Source organism: Hymenobacter siberiensis, assembly GCF_018967865.2.
GTDB classification, from domain to species: Bacteria; Bacteroidota; Bacteroidia; order Cytophagales; family Hymenobacteraceae; genus Hymenobacter; species Hymenobacter siberiensis.
This window is the reverse complement of record NZ_JAHLZY020000001.1, coordinates 4,160,359-4,181,636: the sequence shown is the minus strand read 5'-3', so window position 1 is coordinate 4,181,636 and position 21,278 is coordinate 4,160,359. Positions and strand designations below refer to the sequence as shown.

Annotated in this window: 17 protein-coding genes and 1 pseudogene; 9 read left to right on the top strand and 9 right to left on the bottom strand. The window is 61.0% G+C overall.

Annotated features, from left to right (window positions below):
• Positions 1–41 precede the first annotated feature (41 nt).
• The 3 genes from KQ659_RS18560 to KQ659_RS18550 all read left to right on the top strand — a co-directional run bounded on the left by KQ659_RS18560 (position 42) and on the right by KQ659_RS18550 (position 2,689).
• The gene (locus KQ659_RS18560; RefSeq protein WP_216685866.1) at positions 42–749 is read left to right on the top strand and encodes a carboxypeptidase-like regulatory domain-containing protein; all 708 of its coding nucleotides are present in this window, start codon (positions 42–44) and stop codon (positions 747–749) included.
• 330 nt (positions 750–1,079) lie between these two features.
• Positions 1,080–1,583 (top strand): hypothetical protein, encoded by a 504-nt coding sequence (locus KQ659_RS18555; RefSeq protein ID WP_216690995.1) that lies wholly within the window; start codon positions 1,080–1,082, stop codon positions 1,581–1,583.
• Between the two features lie 41 nt (positions 1,584–1,624).
• The gene (locus KQ659_RS18550; RefSeq protein WP_216679719.1) at positions 1,625–2,689 is read left to right on the top strand and encodes a lipocalin family protein; all 1,065 of its coding nucleotides are present in this window, start codon (positions 1,625–1,627) and stop codon (positions 2,687–2,689) included.
• 98 nt (positions 2,690–2,787) lie between these two features.
• On the opposite strand, the gene KQ659_RS18545 is transcribed toward KQ659_RS18550, so the two are convergent.
• Together KQ659_RS18545 and dusB are read right to left on the bottom strand one after the other, a co-directional pair.
• Positions 2,788–3,993 carry an ATP-binding protein gene (locus KQ659_RS18545; RefSeq protein ID WP_216679720.1) on the bottom strand — a complete coding sequence of 402 codons (1,206 nt, stop codon included), beginning with the start codon at positions 3,991–3,993 and terminating at the stop codon, positions 2,788–2,790.
• 176 nt (positions 3,994–4,169) lie between these two features.
• Positions 4,170–5,159, bottom strand: coding sequence for a tRNA dihydrouridine synthase DusB (dusB, locus tag KQ659_RS18540; protein ID WP_216679721.1), 990 nt, complete (start codon positions 5,157–5,159; stop codon positions 4,170–4,172).
• 231 nt (positions 5,160–5,390) lie between these two features.
• Here dusB and KQ659_RS18535 point away from each other — a divergent pair, with 231 nt between their 5' ends.
• The 4 genes from KQ659_RS18535 to KQ659_RS18520 all read left to right on the top strand — a co-directional run bounded on the left by KQ659_RS18535 (position 5,391) and on the right by KQ659_RS18520 (position 10,037).
• Positions 5,391–6,371, top strand: coding sequence for a CPBP family intramembrane glutamic endopeptidase (locus KQ659_RS18535; protein WP_216690994.1), 981 nt, complete (start codon positions 5,391–5,393; stop codon positions 6,369–6,371).
• 117 nt (positions 6,372–6,488) lie between these two features.
• Positions 6,489–7,460 carry a phosphatidate cytidylyltransferase gene (locus tag KQ659_RS18530; protein ID WP_216690993.1) on the top strand — a complete coding sequence of 324 codons (972 nt, stop codon included), beginning with the start codon at positions 6,489–6,491 and terminating at the stop codon, positions 7,458–7,460.
• A gap of 367 nt (positions 7,461–7,827) precedes the next feature.
• Positions 7,828–9,117, top strand: coding sequence for a Glu/Leu/Phe/Val family dehydrogenase (locus KQ659_RS18525; protein ID WP_216679724.1), 1,290 nt, complete (start codon positions 7,828–7,830; stop codon positions 9,115–9,117).
• A 257-nt stretch (positions 9,118–9,374) separates the two neighbouring features.
• Positions 9,375–10,037: a phosphatidylserine decarboxylase family protein gene (locus tag KQ659_RS18520; RefSeq protein ID WP_168672318.1), complete on the top strand. Its 663-nt coding sequence runs from the start codon at positions 9,375–9,377 to the stop codon at positions 10,035–10,037.
• 172 nt (positions 10,038–10,209) lie between these two features.
• Here KQ659_RS18520 and KQ659_RS18515 read toward each other — a convergent pair whose 3' ends face one another.
• Positions 10,210–10,692 (bottom strand): GAF domain-containing protein, encoded by a 483-nt coding sequence (locus KQ659_RS18515; RefSeq protein WP_216690992.1) that lies wholly within the window; start codon positions 10,690–10,692, stop codon positions 10,210–10,212.
• Between the two features lie 86 nt (positions 10,693–10,778).
• Positions 10,779–11,816 carry a bifunctional diaminohydroxyphosphoribosylaminopyrimidine deaminase/5-amino-6-(5-phosphoribosylamino)uracil reductase RibD gene (gene ribD / locus KQ659_RS18510; RefSeq protein WP_216685870.1) on the bottom strand — a complete coding sequence of 346 codons (1,038 nt, stop codon included), beginning with the start codon at positions 11,814–11,816 and terminating at the stop codon, positions 10,779–10,781.
• 55 nt (positions 11,817–11,871) lie between these two features.
• On the opposite strand from ribD, the gene prmC reads away from it, so the two are divergent.
• Positions 11,872–12,729, top strand: a complete 858-nt coding sequence (gene prmC, locus KQ659_RS18505; protein ID WP_216679727.1) for a peptide chain release factor N(5)-glutamine methyltransferase — start codon at positions 11,872–11,874, stop codon at positions 12,727–12,729.
• Between the two features lie 46 nt (positions 12,730–12,775).
• On the opposite strand, the gene KQ659_RS18500 is transcribed toward prmC, so the two are convergent.
• The 4 genes and pseudogenes from KQ659_RS18500 to KQ659_RS18485 form a co-directional block, all read right to left on the bottom strand.
• A complete protein-coding gene (locus KQ659_RS18500) occupies positions 12,776–13,471 on the bottom strand; it encodes a T9SS type A sorting domain-containing protein (protein ID WP_226930048.1) in 696 nt (231 codons plus the stop codon).
• Positions 13,396–14,493 carry a pectate lyase family protein gene (locus KQ659_RS18495; RefSeq protein ID WP_216685872.1) on the bottom strand — a complete coding sequence of 366 codons (1,098 nt, stop codon included), beginning with the start codon at positions 14,491–14,493 and terminating at the stop codon, positions 13,396–13,398. The genes KQ659_RS18500 and KQ659_RS18495 overlap by 76 nt, the downstream gene beginning before the upstream one ends.
• A gap of 20 nt (positions 14,494–14,513) precedes the next feature.
• Positions 14,514–14,759, bottom strand: coding sequence for a hypothetical protein (locus KQ659_RS18490; protein WP_216679731.1), 246 nt, complete (start codon positions 14,757–14,759; stop codon positions 14,514–14,516).
• A 322-nt stretch (positions 14,760–15,081) separates the two neighbouring features.
• Positions 15,082–16,038 (bottom strand): annotated as a pseudogene (locus tag KQ659_RS18485) (alpha/beta fold hydrolase).
• 463 nt (positions 16,039–16,501) lie between these two features.
• Between KQ659_RS18485 and KQ659_RS18480 the strand changes: the two are divergent.
• On the top strand, positions 16,502–18,871 hold the full coding sequence (locus KQ659_RS18480) for a T9SS type A sorting domain-containing protein (RefSeq protein WP_216690991.1): 2,370 nt from the start codon (positions 16,502–16,504) through the stop codon (positions 18,869–18,871).
• Positions 18,872–18,962: 91 nt separating this feature from the next.
• Here the strand turns inward: KQ659_RS18480 and KQ659_RS18475 are convergent, their stop codons facing one another.
• Entirely contained in the window at positions 18,963–21,197 is a 2,235-nt protein-coding gene (locus tag KQ659_RS18475) for a S9 family peptidase (protein ID WP_216690990.1), read from the bottom strand.
• Between the last annotated feature and the right edge of the window lie 81 nt (positions 21,198–21,278).

Here is a 21,278-nt window from a genome sequence, read left to right as displayed (position 1 = left end):
CAGCTGCCCGTTGCTCCCCCCAAAATCCCTACTTTAGCCGCATGGCTATTCTCCCCAGCATCTCCATTCCGCAGCCCTGCGCCCAGCCCTGGGCTGCCATGTCGCCCACGGCCTCCGGCCGCCACTGCGCCGCCTGCGCCACCGAAGTGGTGGATTTTACCCGCATGAGCGACGCCGAAATCCTGGCCTTTATGGCTCGGCAGGGCGGGCGGCCGGTGTGCGCCCTGGCTCATTCGGCGCAGCTGGCTCCGTTGGCCCCGGCCACGCGCTGGCGGCGCTGGCTGCTGGCCGGGCTCGCGCTGCTGGGCTGGCAGTCGGCTACTTCGTGCGCCACCAAGCCGCCCCAGCCGCCGCCCGTGGCCACTGCCGCTGCCCCGGCCACCGACCCGGCCATGGCCCCGGCGCGCCAGGTTATCATTCGCGGCCAGGTGCTGGACGGCGTTGGCGGCCCCGTCGTGCCCGGCGTGCGCGTGCTGATAAACGACACGCAGTTCGGCACTACCACCGACGAGAAAGGCAACTTCGAACTGATAATGGCCCGCGACTGGGCCCCCATTGCCGGGGGCAGCGTGACGCTGAAGTTTTTTGGAAACCCGTTCGACTTTCAGGAAAAAACCGTGGCGTTGGACCTGAAGGCTTCGCCCCAGCCCGCCGCGCTGGTCGTGCCCATGGAGTCGGTGCCCAACCGGGGAAAGGTGAAGGGCAAAATCCGCATGCCCGAGCCGCCCGTGGCCCCGCCGAAGGGGTAAGGCGAAACAAACAGGCGCAAAGCAATATCCGGCGTTACTTTCCTGTTTAGCTGAAACACAGTTTGCGGCTATGAAACCGACTTCGATTCTTATTCCCCAGCCATGCGCGGCAAGCTGGAGCGCAATGGTGCCGGACGGGGCAGGCCGGCATTGTGCCAGCTGCCAGAAGACAGTCGTGGACTTTAGCCAAAAAAGTACTGCGGAAGTACTGGCTTATCTGGCGCAATCCGGCCGCGAGCATACCTGTGGCCGGTTCCGGGCCGGGCAGCTGCGCCCGGCCGGCTCCTTACCTGGCGGGCGGCACCGGGGCTGGCGTTGGCGGTAGTTGCCGTGCTGACCCTGACGCGCTGCTCGCCCAACCAGCCATCCGCCATTCCGCTAGAAAAGCCAGCTGTTGCCGTGCCGGATGGACAGCTGGTGCGGGGCCGGGTACTAGACCAGGAATCCCGCAAGCCTCTGGCAGGAGCAATCATTATTTGTGAAGCCGATACGCTGTGCCAGACCCATACGGCGGCCGACGGTTCGTTTGCCTTCGTCGTCCCGCATCGTTTTGCCAGCAGCAAGTTGATTGCCGGCCTGGCCGAGCCAGCTGCTGCGCAGGGCCAGGATGAAGAATGGCAGATGCCTTACGTCCTGCATTTCTTCGCGGCCGGCCCCGATGTGACGGTGCTGCTCCGGCGCCCTCCAATGATACTCGGGCAAACCCGCCTGGAACCCGACGAAACATTCAGCCCGGCAAGCCGGCAATACCTGGGGCGCGAAGGGGCTGCTCCGCCACCACCGAAAATCACGACCATAAAATTTACGCCGCCAACTGGCAGCTCAAGGGACTAAATTACCAAACCTTTTGGCCCCGAAAACCCTTTTGACAGGGTATGAAAGTTTTGCGTTTTGTCCTTATCTGGCTGTTGGCTACTGCCTGCGCCGCGCCCCGCCCCACTACTCGCTTCAACCCCACTGCTACCCGTGCCGAGCTGCCCCACGAGGAGGCCGTGCACCCCAAAAACTCGCTGGAATGGTGGTATCTCACCGGCCACCTGCGCGACCAGGCCACCGGCGAAGAGTTCGGCGTAGAGTACGTTTTCTTCCACTTCAACCTGAAAGACGGCCGGCAGGACTGGCAGATGGTGAACGTGGCCCTGACCGACCCGCAAGGCCAGAAATTCCACTTCGACTACAAGCTGGGCAAGCTGCCCGTGCTACTCACCGACTCGCTGCCGCTGCGGCTGCGCGAGCACCAGCGCGGCGAAACCTGGAAATTTGACGGGCAGGAGGGAGCCTATCACCTGCAGGCCGCCCTCACCGGCAAGGCCAATGCTGGCTACGCCCTCGACCTCACCACCAAACCCACGCGCGATGTGGTGCTGCACAGCGGCACCGGCTACGAAAACTACGGCAACGGCATCATGGCCGGCTACTATTCCTTCCCGCGCCTGGCCACCACCGGCACCCTCACCGTGGCCGGTAAAACCCGCCAGGTAACCGGCGAACTGTGGTATGACCGGCAGTGGAACTGCACCAGCATCGTGGACAAAAACGTGGGCTGGGACTGGCTCAGCATTCAGCTCGACCAGCCCCAGGAGGAGTTCATGCTGAACACCCTGCGCAACTCTGCCACTGGCAAAAACCTCAACAACGGCACCTTTAGCGCCGCTACCGGCCCCAGCGTGCACCTCTCCGGCTCCGATTTTCAGCTCACGCCCCTCACGTACTGGACCAGCCCGAAATCGAAAAAGAAGTACCCCGCCACTTGGCGCGTGCAGGTGCCCGCTCAGGGCTACGACCTCACCGTGGAGCCGCTGGTGCCCCAGCAGGAGCTGGCGCTGCGGTTTTTTCACGCCTTCACCATGTATTACTGGGAGGGCATGTGCCGTGTAACCGGTACCCACAACGGCCAGCCCGTAACGGGCAAGGCGTACGTGGAAATCACCAATCGGTAATTTCATTTATCGATTAACATTTAACAGTACGTCCAAAGGCGCAACATGCGCCATCAGAAAGACTGTTAAATGTTAATTGATAAATGTTAAATGAAAAATCACTGATTCAGCACTACCCGGAACGTGGTGCCGCGCCCCGGCTCGCTCCATTTCACAAAGAGCCGGCCTTCGTGGTAGTTCTCGATGATGCGCTTGGCCAGGGCCAGGCCCAAGCCCCAGCCGCGCTTTTTGGTGGTGAAACCGGGCATAAACACGCTTTCGAGCTTGTTTTTGGGGATGCCCTTGCCGGTGTCGGTGATGTCGATGGCCACCTGGCGGGGCGGGGTGCCGCGCCGGTACCAGGTGCGGCGGGTACGCACGCGCCGCAGGTGCAGCGTGATGGAGCCGCGCCCTTCCATGGCATCCACCGCGTTTTTGCAGATATTTTCGATGACCCAGTCGAACAGCGGCACGTTGATGCGGGCGGGCGTGTCCATCGGCAGGTCCGACTCAATCTTGAAGATGACCTTCTTCGACACCCGGCTTTGCAGGTATTCGATGGCGTTGCGGGTGGTCTGGAACAGGTTTTCGTCCTTGAGCACCGGCACCGAGCCGATGTTGGAGAAGCGCTCCGTAATGATTTCGAGCCGCCGGATATCCTTGCCCAGCTCTTCCACAATGGGCTCGTCTTTGAAGCGGTCGGAGTCGCGCAGGTAGTTCTGCCAGCCCACCAGGCTGCTGAGCGGCGTGCCCAGCTGGTGGGCTGTTTCCTTGGCCAAGCCCACCCACACGCGGTTTTGCTCGGCCCGGCGCGAGGAGCTGAACGCGAAATACGCGATGACGGCCAGGCAGCCAATAACCACCAGTTGCACCAGCGGGTAGGTACGCAGCTGCCGCAGCAGCTCCGAGTCGCGGTAAAAAATGTAGTTCACCTGCCCCGCCCCAAATTTCACGATGATGGGCGGGTGCTGCTGTTTCATCAGCAGCAGCTCGCTGCCGAGCAGCGTCACCGAATCGGCCGGGGAGAGGTGGGCCGGCATGCTGATATTTTTGGCGTTGGTGATGTCCTTACCGTCGCTGCTGAGAATGACCGGAATGGTCGTATTGTTGCTGATTATCTCGTTGAAAACAAAGGTATTGGTTTCAGCTTCGGAATTGATAATGTATTGCAGCGCCTTGGCATACAGCTGAATCTGCTGCTGCTCCCGCTGCGACACGCGCTGCACCAGCCAATTGGTATAGATGACGGTAGCCGCCCCGATGAGCAGCGCCAGCACGGCTATCAGGATTTTGATGCGGGTTTTTTGACTGTATATCGGAATCATGAAAGCGGTAATGTAGCAACGACAAAGAACGTCGGGCTGAACAAAAAGAACGTCATGCCGAGCGCAGCCGAGGCATCTCGCGTGGGGTAGTAATCATACCGTTGTCACGATTGATTTACTTCGGCACGCGAGATGCCTCGGCTGCGCTCGGCATGACGTCCAGAATAGCAAGTGTCTTACCCCACCAGCACGGCGTCGCTGCTGGCTATTTCCTGCAAAATCTCCAGCACATCGGCGGGGGTTTCGGCATTCACCAGGCTGGTACGCCAGGCTTTCGCGCCTTCCAGGCCCCGGAAATAGTGGGCGTAGTGGCGGCGCATCTCGAAGATGCCCACCTTCGGCCCCTTCCACTCGATGCTGCGGTCGAAGTGCATCTGGCAGGCGGCCACGCGCTCTTCGAGCGTGGGCGGGGCCAGCAGCTGGCCGGTGGCCACGTAGTGCTTCACCTCCCGGAAAATCCACGGATAGCCGATGCTGGCCCGGCCAATCATCACGCCATCCACGCCGTAGCGGTTTTTATACTCCACGGCTTTTTCGGGCGAGGTAATGTCGCCGTTGCCGAAAATGGGGATTTTGATGCGCGGGTTATTTTTGATGCTGGCGATGAGGCGCCAGTCGGCATCGCCCTTGTAGAGCTGGGCGCGGGTGCGGCCGTGCACGGTGAGGGCAGCAATGCCGATGTCCTGCAGGCGCTCGGCCACTTCCTCCACGTTTTTGGTGCCTTCGTCCCAGCCCAGGCGGGTTTTCACGGTCACGGGCAGGTGAGTGTGGCGGATTACGGCGGCCGTCATGGCCACCATCTTGGGAATGTCCTGGAGCAGGGCCGCGCCCGCGCCCCGGCAGGCCACCTGCTTCACCGGGCAGCCGTAGTTGATGTCAATCAAATCGGGCCCGGCCTCGGTGCTGATGGCCGCGCACTCGCCCATCGTCTCCACATCGGAGCCGAAGAGCTGGATGCCGATGGGCCGCTCATAATCAAAGATATCCAGCTTCTTGCGGCTCTTGGCCGCCGCCCGAATCAGGCCTTCCGAGGAGATGAATTCGGTGTACATGAGGTCGGCTCCGTTGGCCTTGCACACGGCGCGGAAGGGCGGGTCGCTCACGTCTTCCATGGGCGCGAGCAGGAGCGGGAAATCGGGAAGCTGGATGTTGCCTATGTTGACCACGGGAATACTGGGGTTATAAGGAGGCGTTAGTAGTGCCAGAACGGTAGCGTGTGACCGTCATGCAGAGCGCAGCGAAGCATCTTTGCCTCGATAGTAAATCCTTTCGATTGGATTACTTACTGCGGGCAAGATGCTTCGCTGCGCTCTGCATGACGTTCCTTTGTCTTCGTTCAATTACGCCTAAGTTAAAAACTGCGGTAAATTTACGCCCTTCTCAACTTGTACCCCGCTATGAAAGGTTTCCTGCCCCGCACGCTGCACCCCGGCCTACAGATACTGGTGCTACTGGCCATGCTGGTGGCGGGGGGCTGCGTGGGCTACGCCATCATCTTCGCCTGGGCGCAGTGGGGCTTCGGGATGTCGGTGCTTGAAATCCAGCAGGTGGCGCAGGCCCCGGCAGCCTCCCCGCAGGGTTGGAGCCTGCTGATGATGATGCAGGGCGTGCTGCTGTTTGTGGCTGGCACGGGCGGGGCGCTGGGGCTGGCCTCGGCGCTGGGCTACGGCTGGGCCGAGTATTTCAGCCCGCGCCGGCTGGGGGCGGCGGGATGGCTGCTGGTGGTGGCGGGGCTCATTATCGTCACGCTGCCGTTCATGTCCACCATCATTGCCTGGAACGCGGGCGCGCATTTCCCGGCCGCACTGCACGATTTTGAGGTGTGGGCGCGGGCCAGTGAGGACAAAGCCGCCGTGCTCACCAAGTTCCTGACGAATTTCAACTCGCCCGCGCGGTTCTGGGTGGGGGTGCTGGTGATTGGGCTGGTGCCGGCTGTGGCCGAGGAGCTGGTGTTTCGGGGTGTGATTCAGAAAAACCTGGTGCGCTGGTTTTCGCCGCATGTGGGCGTGTGGCTGGGGGCGGCCATTTTTTCGGCTATTCACATGCAGTTTTTTGGGTTTGTGCCGCGCTTCGTGCTGGGGCTGGTGCTGGGGTACTTGTACCTCTGGAGCGGCAATATCCTGGTGAGCATGGCCGCGCACTTCACCCAAAATGCCTTCCAGCTCGTCCTGCTTTACCTGGCCCAGCGTGGCCAGTTCGGCTGGGGCTTCGACCCCGATTCTTCCGATGCCCTGCCCTGGGCGCTAGCCATTCCGTCGGTGCTGCTCTCGGCTGGGCTGCTCTATGTCCTACACCGGCACTTTACGGCCCCGGCTGCGCCCACCGCCATGCTCACCCTCAGCAGCGAGGGCGTGGCCGTGCGCGGTGGCGACGCATAATTGCGTCTCGGCGTTAAACGGCTTGCGTTGAACGACCGGAACTGTGCTGCTTCGCTCAAAATAAACAACATCAGCAACGACGAGACGCAATTATGCCTCTCTACATCCCTTTCCAACTTGCCTGACTCTACGCTTCCGAATACCTCCATTACCCCCGAAAAAACCGGTCCCAGCAACCTGCGCCTGCGCGTTATCTACGGCCTCATCGGGGCGGCCATGCTGCTGGGCAGTGTCTGGTTCAGCCCCTGGACGTTCGGGCTGTTCTTCGCCGCCGTGCAGGCCGTAATGCTGTGGGAGTTCTATCGCATGATGCGGGCGGGCGGCAGTAAACCCATTGTATGGATGGGCCTGCTAATGGGGTTGCTGATTTATGTGTACATCTACGGGCTAGGCGCTGTTAATGATTATTTCAACTTGCCGAGTGGAGGCTATACCATTTACCCACCGTTAGGAGAAGAAAGCCCTTTTGATAGAAATACTTTTTTGCTATCAACACTCCCAAAAATTTATACTGGAATTAGTGTAGCCGCATTGGCCGCAATGGTAGGGCTTGTTTTGTATGAGATTTTAAGGTGGCCGAATGGGGGTAAACCTTTTGATAATATTTCTGCCACTTATGGCGGACTATTTTATGTGGGCCTGCCGATGAGCTTTTTGAGCCAGATAGCCTTTTCAAGTGGCCACTACGACTACCGCCGCATCTTCGCCCTGCTTTTCCTCATCTGGGCTTCCGACATCGGCGCGTATGCCGCCGGCAAAACGTTCGGCAAGCACAAAATGGCCCCCCAAATCTCACCCGGCAAAACCTGGGAAGGCTGGGCCGGCGGCTTCGTGCTCACGTTGGTGGTGGGCTGGGCGTTGGGTTTTATGCTGCCCGATATGCCGCTTACGCATCGCCTCGTGGCGGCCGGCGTGGTGGCGGTATTCGCGCCGCTGGGCGACTTGGCCGAGTCCATGCTCAAGCGCAGCGTGGGGGTGAAGGACTCGGGCAGCATCCTGCCCGGCCACGGCGGGTTGTTGGATAGGTTCGATGCGTTTCTGCTGGTGCTGCCGGTGCTGGCGCTGCTGCAGCTGCTGGCGGGGTTGTAGTGCGAAGCGCCGCTTCGCATACCCTCGGCGCTGGCCGCAGTTTAGCGCGTAGCGCGTAACTGCTGGCCTATGGGTAAGGCGAGTTTGTAACTCGCCGCTGGATGATGTGGGTACGGGATTGCCGCTTCGCGGCAGCGAGTTGCAAACTCGCATTACGTGGTGGCTCGCAGTTACGCGCTACGCGCTAAACTGCGGCCAGCGGGCCCATAAACTGCGGCAGCATCGTTCCTGCGCAGTAACAGTCGATTAAAACCCGCCCCAAAGGTTTGGGGGATTTGCCCGAATCATCCTGACAAAAGCAATACCTTTGCGGCCCTAAACCGTACCTGTTATCCCACCCAACCCCATCCCTAAATCCCCTTCCCGAATGACAGCCCACACTGTGTACAAGGAGCCGGCTCCGATAATGGACCGCGAAAACCCGCTCGAATCTATGATGTCGCGTTTCAACATCGCGGCCGAAATCCTCGGCCTCGACGACGAAACCTACAACGTTCTCAAAGCGCCCGATAAGCAAGTCATCGTGAACCTGCCCGTGACGATGGACAATGGCAAATTGCGCGTATTCGAAGGCTACCGCGTGATTCACAACACCATCCTCGGCCCCAGCAAGGGCGGCATTCGCTATGATAAGCATGTGCACCTCGACGAGGTGAAGGCCCTCGCAGCCTGGATGACCTGGAAGTGCGCCGTGGTGGACATTCCCTACGGCGGTGCCAAAGGCGGCATTATTTGCGACCCCACCACCATGAGCGTCGGCGAGCTGGAGCGCCTCACCCGCGCCTACACGTTGGCCCTGAAAGACGTTTTCGGCCCCGACCGCGATATTCCGGCCCCCGACATGGGCACCGGCCCGCGCGAAATGGCCTGGCTGATGGACGAATTCTCGAAAACGGTAGGCGCGACCTCGCCCGCCGTAGTAACCGGCAAGCCGCTGGTAATGGGCGGCTCGCTGGGCCGCACCGAGGCCACCGGCCGTGGCGTAATGGTATCCGCGCTGGCCGCCCTGGCCAAGCTGGGCCTGGAGCCCACCGAAGTATCGGCCGCCGTGCAGGGCTTCGGCAACGTAGGCTCGTGGGCCGCCAAGCTGCTGAGCGAGAAAGGGGTAAAGATTAAGGCCGTGAGCGACGTATCGGGCGCTTACTGGAACGCTGATGGCATCAATATCGACGAAGCCATTGCCTACAAAAACGTGCACGCGGGCCGCCTCGACGGCTACGCCGGTGCCACGCTGATGGAAAATGCCGACGACCTGCTGACCGCCGATGTGGACGTGCTGGTGCCCGCCGCCGTGGAGGACGTTATCACCGAGCACAACGCCCGCGACATCAAGGCCAAGCTCATCGTGGAAGGTGCTAACGGCCCCACCTCGGCCTCAGCCGACCCCATTATCAACGAAAAGGGCATCCTCGTGGTGCCGGATATTCTGGCCAACTCGGGCGGCGTCACGGTGTCGTACTTCGAGTGGGTGCAGAACCGCCAGGGCTTCAAGTGGACCGAGGAAATGGTGACCGAGCGCGCCGACCGCATCATGTCCGACGCTTTCGAGAAGGTGTACCAGACCAGTGTGAAATATAAAATCCCGATGCGCATCGCGGCCTACGTCGTGAGCATCGACAAAGTGGCCCAGACCTACAAGTTCCGCGGCGGCTTCTAAACAGTTGATTCTGGCTGCTTAACCGGGGTTGCGCTGATTGCGGGCGTGGCCTACAGTTGAGGCGAGGATAATAATAGAAGGCAAACCCGGCGGCAAGTGCGCCTAGTCGGTTGTTATTTTGTTGTACGTAAGAAAGGGCATAGGCCGCTTGGTCCGTGCCGTTTCTGGCCGTAATTTGCCCGGCCAGGCGGCTTGTTGCGCCGATTGACTATGCTGAAACCAGCGAAATCACGGTTAATCAGCGAAAATCAGTGATTATGAAGATTCATAAAGAAGGACGACGCATTCTGTTTGTTACGCTGCTGATTTTGCTGGCGCTCAATTTGCTCATGTTCCAGTTCAATCGGGGCCAGGATTTGGTGAACCGCCTCTTTGCCGGGGCCACGGTCATCATCTTTTTGCTGATTCTCCAGTTTTTCCGGAGCCCGTTCCGGCACCTGTTCACCCACGAAGACCTGCTGCTGGCTCCGGCCGATGGCAAGGTGGTGGTGATTGAGAACGTGTTCGAGCCCGAGTATTTTGAGGATGAGCGCAAGCAAATCAGTATCTTCATGTCGCCCATCAACGTGCACGTTACCCGCAACCCCATTTCGGGCCTGGTGAAGTACTTCAAGTACCACCCCGGCAACTACCTGGTGGCCTGGCACCCCAAAAGCAGTACCCAAAACGAGCGTACCACCGTGGTGGTAGAGTCCGATGCCGGCCCGCTTGTGCTCTTCCGGCAGATTGCCGGGGCCATGGCCCGCCGCATTGTGTGGTACGTGAACGAGGGCGACGAAGTGAGCCAGGGCGAAGAGTTCGGCTTCATCAAGTTCGGCTCACGCGTCGATGTGTTCGTGCCGCTGGATACCGAAGTGAAAGTGGAGCTGGGCCAGAAGGTAAAAGGCGGCGAAACCGTCATTTGCCAGCTAAAGGTCTGACCACGGATTAGTGCGGATTTCACGGATTTTGTGGACGATTAAAATCAACAAAAAAGGCTTGCCAATCGGCAAGCCTTTTTTGTTCTCCTGACACCTTTATGAGTCTCCGGATGACTGGCAATAATCGCCCACAAAATCCGTGAAATCCGCTAAAATCCGCGCTAATCCGTGGTCAGAACCAGGTGGCCGCCAGCTGCATCAGCTGCTCCAGCGCAGTTTGGTCGTCTTGGTCGAAATCGTTGAGCTGGTCGCTGTCGACATCGAGTACGGCCACGACCAGGCCGCCTTTGAGAATGGGCACCACGATTTCAGATTTCGAATCGGAGCTGCAGGCGATGTGGCCGGGGAAAGCCTCCACGTCGGGTACGAGGATGGTGTCGGCTCGGGCCCAGCTGGCTCCGCACACGCCCTTGCCCTGGCGGATGCGCGTGCAGGCGATGGGCCCCTGGAATGGGCCCAGCACCAGCTCTTCGCCTTTCACGAGGTAGAAGCCGACCCAGAAAAAGCCGAACGCCTGCCGCAGCGCGGCGGCCGTGTTGGCCAGGTTGGCAACCAGGTCGGGCTCGCCGGTGGTGAGGGCTTGGATTTGGGGCAGGAGCTGCCGGTACTGCTCGGCTTTGGTGAGCGTGGTGTCGAGGGCGAGGGTTTCGGCCATAATTGCTTGTAGCGCGTGGTTTTAGTCCGCGGATGAATTTTAGATAGACGTATTTTAAAGGCGCGTCCGCGGACTAAAAGTCCGCGTTACTTATCGTTCACGTACCAAAACAGCTCATCGGCCCCAACGTTTGTGCGCTCGCGCAGGCCGCCGTGGCCCAGGCGTGGCGCGGCAATGCCCTGGCCCAGCTTCATGGGCGAGCGGAACACGCGGATTTCATCCCAAAGCCCGGCGTTCAGCAGCGCGTTGAGCACCGTGGGGCCGCCTTCGACCAGCACCGATTGCACCTGGCGCTGGTAGAGGTCGGCTAGCACCTGGGGCATGAGGTCATCGGCTTCGGAAAGCATGACGTGGTCGAGGTTGGTGGCGTGGCGCGCCTGGCGGTAGGTGTAGATGATGGTGGGCTGCGAGCCGTCGAGCAGGTTGTGAGTGGGCGGCAGGCTCAGGTTTTTGTCGATGACGAGGCGCGTGGGTTGGGCTCCGGGCCATTCGCGGGCGCTCAGGCGGGGGTTGTCGTGCAGCGCCGTGCGCGTGCCCACCAGAATGCCCTGCTCCTCGGTGCGCCACTTGTGCGTGAGCAGCCCCGCCTGCGGCCCACTGATTTGCACCTGCTGGAAATAGCGCCCGGCCAGGAAGCCGTCGGCTGTTTCGGCCCATTTCAGCACCAGATAAGGCCGTTTTTTCTCGTGGAAGGTGAAGAAGCGCCGGTTCAGCCAGCGGCCTTCTTCGGCCAGCAAGCCGGTTTCGACGTGCACGCCGGCGGCGCGCAGCTTCTCGATGCCGCGCCCGGCCACCAGCGGGAAGGGGTCCTCGTTGCAAATCACCACTTCGGGTACTCCCTTGGCAATGAGCAAATCGGCGCAGGGTGGCGTTTTGCCGTGGTGGGCGCAGGGCTCCAGCGTCACGTACACGCGGCTTTTTTTCAGCAGCTCCTGGTTTTCTACCGCCGCCAGGGCATTTGCTTCGGCGTGGGGGCCGCCGTACTTTTTGTGCCAGCCCTCGCCAATAATGCGGCCTTTGTGCGTTACTACGCAGCCTACCAGGGGGTTGGGCCGGGCGTAGCCAGTGCCAAGCAGTGCCAAATCGAGGGCGCGGCGCATGAACAGGGCATCATCGTTTTCCATGGGGGCGAAGGTAAGGGCCGGGCCGCCGCTGGGGCGCGGCGCTACCTTTGTTGTAATGAACGTTCGCCAATTCACCACCTCGGTTACTACTGCGCTACTCCCCATCTACCCCCAGCCCGAAGCGCAAGCCATTGCCGCGCTCGTCGCCGAGCACCTGCTGCAGCTCGATGCCCTGGAGCGCATGATGGAGGCCCAGCAACCCATCGCCGACGGCGCGGAAGCCGCACTGCAGCCGCTACTGGCCCGCCTGCTGACCCACGAGCCGGTGCAGTACGTGCTGGGCATCGCCTACTTTGTCGATATGGAGCTGGAGGTGACGCCCGCCACCCTCATTCCGCGCCCCGAAACCGAAGAGCTGGTGCATCTTATCCGGCAGGAGCAGGCGGGCCGGACGGGCCTGCGCGTGCTCGACGTGGGCACGGGCTCGGGCTGCCTGGCGCTGGGACTGGCCCGCGCACTGCCCGCCACCGAGGTGCTGGCCGTGGATATTTCGGCCGAAGCGCTGGCTGTGGCCCAGCGCAATGCCGCCCGTTTCGCGCCCGGAGTGGCGTTTGAGCAGGTTGATATTCTGAATGGATTACCGAAGGGAATTGCCCTCGGCTCGTTGGATATTCTGGTAAGCAACCCGCCCTACGTGCGCGAAAGCGAGCGCCCCGCAATGCGCGACAACGTGCTGGCCTGGGAGCCCGCCACCGCGCTGTTCGTGCCCGATGCCGACCCGCTACTGTTCTACCGCCGGCTGGCCGAAGTGGGCCGGGCACTGCTGCGCACTGGCGGAAGTATATATCTGGAAATTAACGAGTTACTGGGAATTGAAACGGCAGATTTGCTCACGCCGGATAACTTTGAGGATGTGCGCGTATTGCCTGATATGTTCGGAAAGGCGCGCATGGTGCGCGGTACTCGCCGGTAAAAAGCTGTCATCCTGAGTAAAGCGAATGATGACTAGCGGCGACAGGTTATTCCACCATCAGCTTGGCGCGGTATGTGCCGCCATTCGTGCTCACCGCGTAGATGTAGACGCCGGCGGGTAGCTTGGTGGTCGGGTAGTTAATCTGATGACTGCCCGCACCCAAGGTGGCGGCGCTTACCGGCACGTCGGCCACTTTTGCGCCGGTGAGGCTGAACAGAGCAATGCGGACGGGGCTGGCGGTGGGCAGCGTCACCTCGAAGGTGGTGGCCCCGGCCGTGGGGTTGGGGTTGGCCGATACTTGGGGCGTGGCGGCTCCTGCGCTGGCTCTGGTGGCCAGCACTTGCACGCTGCCCACGGCATTGGCACAGTTAGTGGGCACAATGCAGTTGCCGGTGATTTCCAGCCAGTCGATATCGGCAAAAGAAGCGACGGCGGTGGTTTCGAGGCGGATTTCGTTCACGCCGTTGGCCAGCGTTACGTTTTGGGTAGCGAAGCCGAAGGTGCTGCTGCTGGCCGTGCGTGGGAAAGGTGCCACCGGGCTCACCAACAAGCCGTTGATGCTGAGCTGGCTGGTGAAGCCCGAGCTGGCGCTGCTGTTGGAATAGCGCCATTTCAGCTCGTAGGCGCCGGCGGGGCCACTTCCACTTTCCAGGCAATGGCCCGGCCCTACGAGTTGGTGAGGTTGATAACCGCGCCGTTGTCGGTCCCGGTGTTGTTGCTCACCACGCCGTCGAAGCTGCACAGGCCGGTGGCAGGCGTGTTGGTGTCCTCGATGCGGATGAGCGGGCCGGGCGCGCCGGTACCGGGAATGAGTGTGAACGTGGCCCGCACTGCCTTGCTGCCGTGCACCCGGAAGGGGAGCGGGTTGGTGGTCATGGTGGTGTCGCCGCTCCAGCCGGCAAACTGCCACCCAATGCCGGGCGTGGCCGTGAGCGTCACGCTCTGGCCTAGGTTGTAGATGCCGCTGGCCGGCGACACGGTGCCCTGGCCCAGCGCCGAGGCCGTGACCGAATACGTGCCCGTGGCCAGCGTGGGGCCCACTTTGCCAATGCCCGCGTTGGCCACCACAATGGCCGGTACGTTGGCGGCCGGGTTTAGCACGCTGGTGTACACGTAGGGCACCACGGCGGTGCAGGCCGTGAGCAAATGCACATCGGAGGCATATGCGAAGGGGCTGTTGACGAGGGTGTTGCCCACGATGTCGCCGTAACCATCCAGCGGGCTGTAGGCGGCCACGTAGGGGTTGCGGCTGTTTTCATAGTAGTTGTTCTCGATTTTGAGGCAAGCCCCCATGCGCGCGTTCACGCAGGTAGAGGCAATGTCCTTGTAGTAGTTGTTGAAAACGTGGCCGGTGCCGAAGCGGAACAGCGGCAGGCGCGAGTTGATGTTCTCGAAGCGGTTGTGGTGGTAGGTGATTTTACGGTCGAAGTTGTCGGTTTCGGTACAGCCGCAAAGGCTGGCCTTCCAGCCGTCGTGCAGGAAATTCCAGGAGTAGGGGATGTACTGGCAGTCGGCCTTGGCGTCGAGCAGGCCGTCGTAGTCGTCGGTGCCCACACCTTGGTACACGTTGTACATCTCGCAGTGGTCGACCCAGATGTGGTTGGCCGGGCCTTCGATACTGATGCAGTCGCCATCGCCCATAGCGGCCAGTACGTTGTGCACTTTCAGGTTTTGCAGGATGATGTTGTTGGCCCGAAACACTTTCAGGCCAATGCCGACGAACTCGCCCAGCCGGTCGAAGCCAATGATGGACAGGTCGCTCACGTCCTTCACATCAATTTTGGTCAGCGTTGGCGAGTTGGCCAGCGTGATAGTGCCGTTGATGTAAATGGTGAGCGGCTGCGTGCTCTTGTTCCTAATAGCGGCTTGCTAATAGCGGCTTGCAGCGCCGTGCCGGTGCTCACCGTCACGCTGGTGCCGCCCGCGCCGCCGGTGGTGCCGGTCGTCATCGAGGCGTAGCCAAAGAGGCCATAAACCGCGCCGCCCGTTTGGGCGAAGGCCGGGAAAGAGCTGACCAGTGCCAGTAGCATAATGAAGCTGTTTAGAAAGTCCCCGAACGGTCATGCAGAGCGCAGCGAAGCATGACCGTCTGAGTACCTTTTGTGACTTTCTGAATAACTCCAATAGTAGAGCCATAAGCTGCAATAAGATGCTCGCAAACAGCTTTATATTAGCGCAAACGACGCCGGGAACGATGCCGGCCGAACTGCCGGCCGCATGCTCCAGACCATTATCCAAATAGGGTGAAGCGGGAGGGCTGCCCCGTGGCGGCCATCGTCTTTTTTGGCTTCAATGGAAATAAAAAAGGCCACCCGAAATGGATGGCCTTGCTGTGGAAGAAGCGGGTAGGCGCTAGCCCGGCAGCTGGCGCACGAAGGCGGCCAGCGCCCGGCTCACTTCGCGTGGGCTTTCGAGCAGGGCATTGTGCTTGCCCGGCATGGGCACCACGCGCTGGTTGGGGAAGTGGAAGGACTGGTGCTGGGGACCGGTCACGGCATCGGCCTGGCCGGGCAGCACCAGCACGGGCATCCGCAGGGCCGGAGTGGCCACCGTGAAATCTTCGAGGTAGCCGTCGATGACGCCGGGCTGGTAGAGGGAGGCCGCAAAGTCGTGGTTGGCCGGCTGGGCGGGCTTGATGCGGCCCACGCGGGCGACCGTAGAGTCGGCGCTGTACATGAGCTGGTCCATGAGGTGCTGCTGGTTGAGCAGGCCCATCACCATGCCGAAGCGCTGGGGCAGCGGCGCGGTGGTATCGACGGCTGCGCGGGCGGCGGACGGCAGCAGGGCGTAGCCATTGGTAGCCAGGCTTTCCATGGAGGCCGGCAGGTTCAGAATACTGTTGCTGAGCACCAGCCCCAGCACATGCCCGGGGTACTGCCGGGCATAGGCCGTGGCAATGAGGCCGCCGAAAGAGTGCGAAAGCAGCACCTACTTATCGAGGTGCAACTGCTGGCGCAGCTCCTCCAAATCCTGCACCTGGCGGGCCAGGCCGTAGCTTTTGGTAGTTGAGCTGGCCGAGCGGCCGCTGCCGCGCTGGTCCAGGTAAATCATCTGGAAGTGCTGCTCCAGTAGGGGGCCGGCCAGGGTTTCCTGCACTTCGGAGCCCGCGCCGGGGCCGCCGTGCACAAACACGCAGGGGCGGCCCTGGCCCTCCACCCGCACATATAGGCGCACCCCATCGGAGGTGGTGACGGTGGGCGTGCCATTCGCTAGAAGCGAGGGCGCGGCGTAGGTGCTGGTTGTGGCGAGCAGCAGCAGCGAGAAAAAGAGGCGGAACAAGACCGGGCAGGTAAGGGAGGGCGTTTTCATGTTCCAAAGGTGGCAAGGGGCAGGCCGCTGGGCAAAGCCGCAGTTGCCGAACCATCGCCTGGGCCAGACGAACCGTCGTACCGGCGGGAAGAAGCTGCACCAGCGTGCTGAACAGTTGAAGCCTTGACAACCAGGTTGACTTCAACTTGCGACCAGCCGTAACGGGTTGGCCGGTCCTCGCTGCCCATCCTATGAGCCGGTGCAATCAGCAGTCCGAAAAAAAGCGCAGTAGCCCAAAAAAGATGGAGAATTGTTGGTCGGCCAAAAACAGAGTTTCATTGGGTGATACAGGGCGTTGGTCGTAGAGTGAAGCCATTTGCAATCAGCACGGGCCTCTTTATCCGTGAGCCAGTATTAGGTAATATATTGGTTTGCAGAGGCTAAATCATACATTTGTTCTGCTTAAAATTTCGCTTAAAGTTTATATATGATTTTTTTTATAAATGCTTCTTTCTTCTGCGTTTTGTCCGATACTGGCCGTTGCTGCCGCATTCTCCTGTTATTGTTGCTGATGGTGGTAGGGCCAGCTGCCTTCGCGCAGGTTTCCCTCACGAGTGGCAGTACGGCATACACCACCAGCTTCCCCGGGACCACCATCAACGTAAGCGGCGGCTATTCAGGCAGTATTACCCTGGCCAATAGCAACTGCACGGTCAATTTTAACAGCATCAGCTACGGCGGCGCATTGAGTGTGACCGCAACGGGCTGCACCGTCAACAATAATTCCGGCAGCACCATCAGCGGCAGCAGCAACAGCATTAGTGCCGCCGCCACCATCAACAACAACGCCGGGGCCACCTGGACGGGCAACTTTTACAGTGGCATAGCCGTGGGCAGCACCGTAAACAATGCCGGGAGCTGGGGGCCGGGTGGGCCGCAATTTTCGCCACTCAATGGCCTGACCATCAACAATACCGGCACCTGGAATGCCATTAGCTACGGGGTGAAAACCAACCCGGTAACCATCGTCAACTCCGGTGCCTGGACAAACACGCTGGGGGGCATCAGCACCAACTTCACGCTCACCAACAATGCCGGGGCAACGTGGTCGCAGCCGGTGCAGAACTCCGGCACGGGAAATTTTACCCTGACCAATGATGGCACCTGGACCGCAGCCATTACATTTCCTTTGGGCACCAATACCTTCAGCAACCGCGCCGGGGCCACGGCCACGATTGGTTCGATGGCCTTTGGCGGTTCCACCACCATCAGCAACGCGAGCAACGGTGGCACGCCCACGCTCACCTTCAGCAACAGCATTTCGCCCTCTGCCGGCACCTCCATCATCAATTATGCGGGCACGGTAAATACCAATGCGGGCATCAGCAGCGCCGGTAGCATTGATAACCGCGCCGTCTGGAATGCCAGCAGCTTTTCGACCAGTGGCACCCTTGCCAATACCGGTACCATTACCCCTACTACCAGCTATGTCACCAGCGGGACTATCACCAATAACGGCACCATCAGTCTGACTGCCAGCGGTACTACCTACACCAACAGCGGCACCATCACCAACAACGGCGCGATAAACGTGGCAGCCGCGTACATTAATTCCGGGACCACCACCAACAGTGCGAGCGGAACCATTGTGGCGGCAACCTATGCCCAGAGCGGCGGCACCACCACCAATGCCAACAGCATCACGGCCACGGCTTCGGTGACGGTGACCGGCGGCACGCTTACCAACAATGCCGGGGCTACCATTGCCACGGCTGCTTATACCAACAACGGCGGCAAAACCACCAACAGCGGCACCCTGAACCCCACCGGCAATTTCATCACCGGCTCGAGCTCCGGCACCGTGGTGGTGAACAGCGCCATCAACCCCGGCGGAAACTACGTGAACGGGGGCACCACCACCAACAACGGCCGCATTGCGCCCGGCGGCTACTACGACAACCAAAACTCCGGGGCCACCACCACCAACAACGGCACCATCAGCCCGGGCACTTACTACAGCAACAAGGCCACCACCGTCAACAACGGCACCATCACGCTGAGCGCCGCCGCCGGGTATTTTGAGAATGTGAGCAGCGGCGTCTTCACCAATGCCGGGCGCCTGAACGTCACCGGCAACTTTACCAACAGCGGCACCTTCAACGGCTCGCCGACGGCAACCAGCGGCAGCGTGCGCGTGGCGGGCGTGAGCACCAATTCCTTCTTTGGCTTTGGGGCCTCGGGCCTGCTGGATTTCTGCGACAGCACGCCGGGTGCCGGACCAGTCACCAACAAAGGCTTCAACGTGCAGTCGGGCTCGGTGGCGGCTACCGTAATGGCTTGCGTTGTAGCCCCGCTGCCCGTGGAGCTCACCCACTTTGCCGCCACGCCCACTGCCGGCCGGGTGGCCCTGAGCTGGGCCACCGCCTCGGAGAAAAACAGCGCCTACTTCGCCATTGAGCGCAGTGCCAATGGCCAGGAGTTTGCCAAAATTATGATTGTTAAAGCACAGGGCAATTCCACGGCCAGTATTGACTACCAAGCGGCCGATGCCCAGCCCCTGGCCGGCCTGAGCTACTACCGCCTGCGGCAGGTTGATTTGGATGGTACGTTTTCCTTCTCGCCCGTGGCAGCGGTGACGGCGGAAACCCGCGCTGCTGATTTCACCGTCAGCCCCAACCCAGTGGCCGACCAGGTGCAGGTCGATTTGACCGCCTGGCCTGCCCAGGCCAGCACCGTCGAAATCATAAGCCTGAGCGGGCAGGTGGTCCTAAGCCAGGCGGTGCCGGGTAGCAGCCGCCAGTTGCTGGACGTGCGGGCCGTGCCCGCCGGCGTGTACCTGCTACGGGTGCGCAACCCCAGCCAGCAGACGACGCGCCGGCTGTTGAAGCTGTAGCCCGCGACCCAATTCATGGCAAAGCAATGGCCCGGTGCCGCCCGCAACTATGCGAGGCGGCGCCGGGCCATTGCTTTTCGGGATGGTTCGACTACAGGTTCTGCAGCACGAAATTAGTCATCTGGCGGTAGAGGTGCAGGCGGGTGTTGCCGCCCGAAATGCCGTGGTTGCGGTTGGGGTAGTACAGCGTCTGGTAGTCCTTGTTGGCCTTGATGAGGGCATCGACGAAGGCGATGGAGTTCTGGAAATGCACGTTGTCGTCGCCGGTGCCGTGCACGAGCAGGAACTTGCCGCGCATGTTCTGGGCAAACTGCACGGGCGAGTTATCGTCGTAGCCGCCCGGGTTTTCCTGGGGCGTTTTCAGGTAGCGCTCCGTGTACACGGTGTCGTAATAGCGCCAGTTCGTGACCGGGGCCACGGCGATGCCCATCTTGAAGAGGTCGGCGTTTTTGGTCATGGCCAGCGAGGTCATGTAGCCGCCGTAGCTCCAGCCCCAGATGCCGATGCGGGATTTATCCACGTAGGGCAGCGTGGCCAGGTACTTGGCGCCTTCGCCCTGGTCGATGGTTTCGAGCTTGCCCAAATTGGCATACGTGGCCTTCCGGAAGGCCGAGCCCCGGCCCGAAGTGCCCCGGTTTTCCACCGAAACCACGATGTAGCCCTTTTCGGCCAGCAGCTGGTGCCAGAGGTAGTTGGTGAGGGCCGTGCCGCCGCCGGTGTTATCCAGCACCGTTTGGGTGCTGCCGCTGCCGAAACTGGGGCCACCATACACGTGCATCAGCACGGGGTATTTTTTGGCGGGGTCGAAGTTGCTGGGCTTCATCATCCAGGCGTTCAGCTCCACGCCTTCGGTGGTTTTGAACGTGATGAATTCGAGCTTGCCCAGGTCGTACTGCGTCAGGGTTTGCTTCAGCTTGGCGTTGTCCTCCAGGGTTTTCACCAGCTTGCCAGTGCCGCCTTCGCGCAGGCTGGTCATGGCCGGCACGCCCGCCGCCGAATGCACGTTCAGGAAATACTTCGTGTCGGGGCTCATGTTCACCACGTCGGTGCCCGGACCATTTTCGCTGATGCGCTCTTTGCCGTTGCCGCTCAGGTTCACGCGGTAGAGGTGGCGCTGCAGGGCCGAGCCTTCGGTGCTGGTGTAGTACACGAAGCCGGTTTTGGCATCGAAGCCGTTGATGGCCGAGATTTCCCAGTTGCCCTTCGTGAGCTGGCGCACGGGCTTGCCGTCCATGTCGTGCAGGTAGAGGTGCTGGTAGCCGTCCTTCTCACTGGTGAAGAGGAACTGTTTGCCGCCTTCGAGGTAGTTCAAATCGTCGTTTATCTCAACGTAGGCGGGGTTGGTGTCCGTGAGCACCACTTTGGTTTTGCCGGTAGTGGCATCGCCGTGCAGAATTTCGAGCTTGTTCTGTAAGCGGTTGAGGCGCTGAATGCTGAGCGTGTTGGGCACCCGCGTCCACTGCACGCGCGGGATGTACTGGTCGGCCACGGGGCCCACGTCCAGCTTGGTGGTGCGGGCGCTGGCCACGTCGTAGCTGCTCACCAGTACCACCGAGTTTTTCTCGCCGGCCTTGGGGTATTTGAAGCGGTATTCCTTGGGATAAAGCCCACCCCATTCCTGCATGTCGTACTCGGGCACCTGGCTTTCATCGAAGGTGTAAAAAGCCAGCTGCCGGCTGTCCGGCGACCAGAAAAAGCCCTGCGCGAAGCCAAACTCCTCTTCGTACACCCAGTCGGCCGAGCCGTTGATGATGTTGTTTTTCAGGCCATTCGTGGTCACGGCGGTTTCCTGCATCGTGGCCAGGTCGGTCACGTACACGTTGTTGTCACGGGTGAAGGCCACGCGTCGGCCATCGGGCGAAAACGTGGCATAGCCCTGCTTGCCACCGGCGCTCAGGGGCGTCAGCTTCTTGCTGCCGCGGTCGAATACGTAGTAGCTGGCGCGGGCGCTGCGCCGGTAAATAGGCTCAGTGCCCGTGGTGAACAGGATTTTCTGCTCGTTGGCATTGAAGGAGTAGCCATCAACCTTGAGCGCCGCGCCGCCCAGCTCCAGCTCGGCGGCGGTTACCAGGGTTTGCACGGCTTTGCCGGTGGTCACTTCGTACTGCACCAGGCTGCCGTTGTCCAGCGCCGAGTAGTAGCGGCCGTCGTTCATCCAGTTGAAGCCCGGCACCGAGGCCGAGCGAAACGTGGGCTTGGCCCAGATATCTTCTAAGGTCAGGGGCAGCTTCTGCTGCGCGTGGGCGAGGGGGAGGGTGAGGCCCGGCACCAGGGCCGGGCCATTGGCGGCCAGCAAGGCCGCCAGGGCTAAAAAGCGTAAACGCATAGGAAATAAGGACAAAATCGAAATAAAGGATGGGAACTGAGCGTTAAAGGTAACATTCGGCGGCAGCACGGTTGCAGGCCG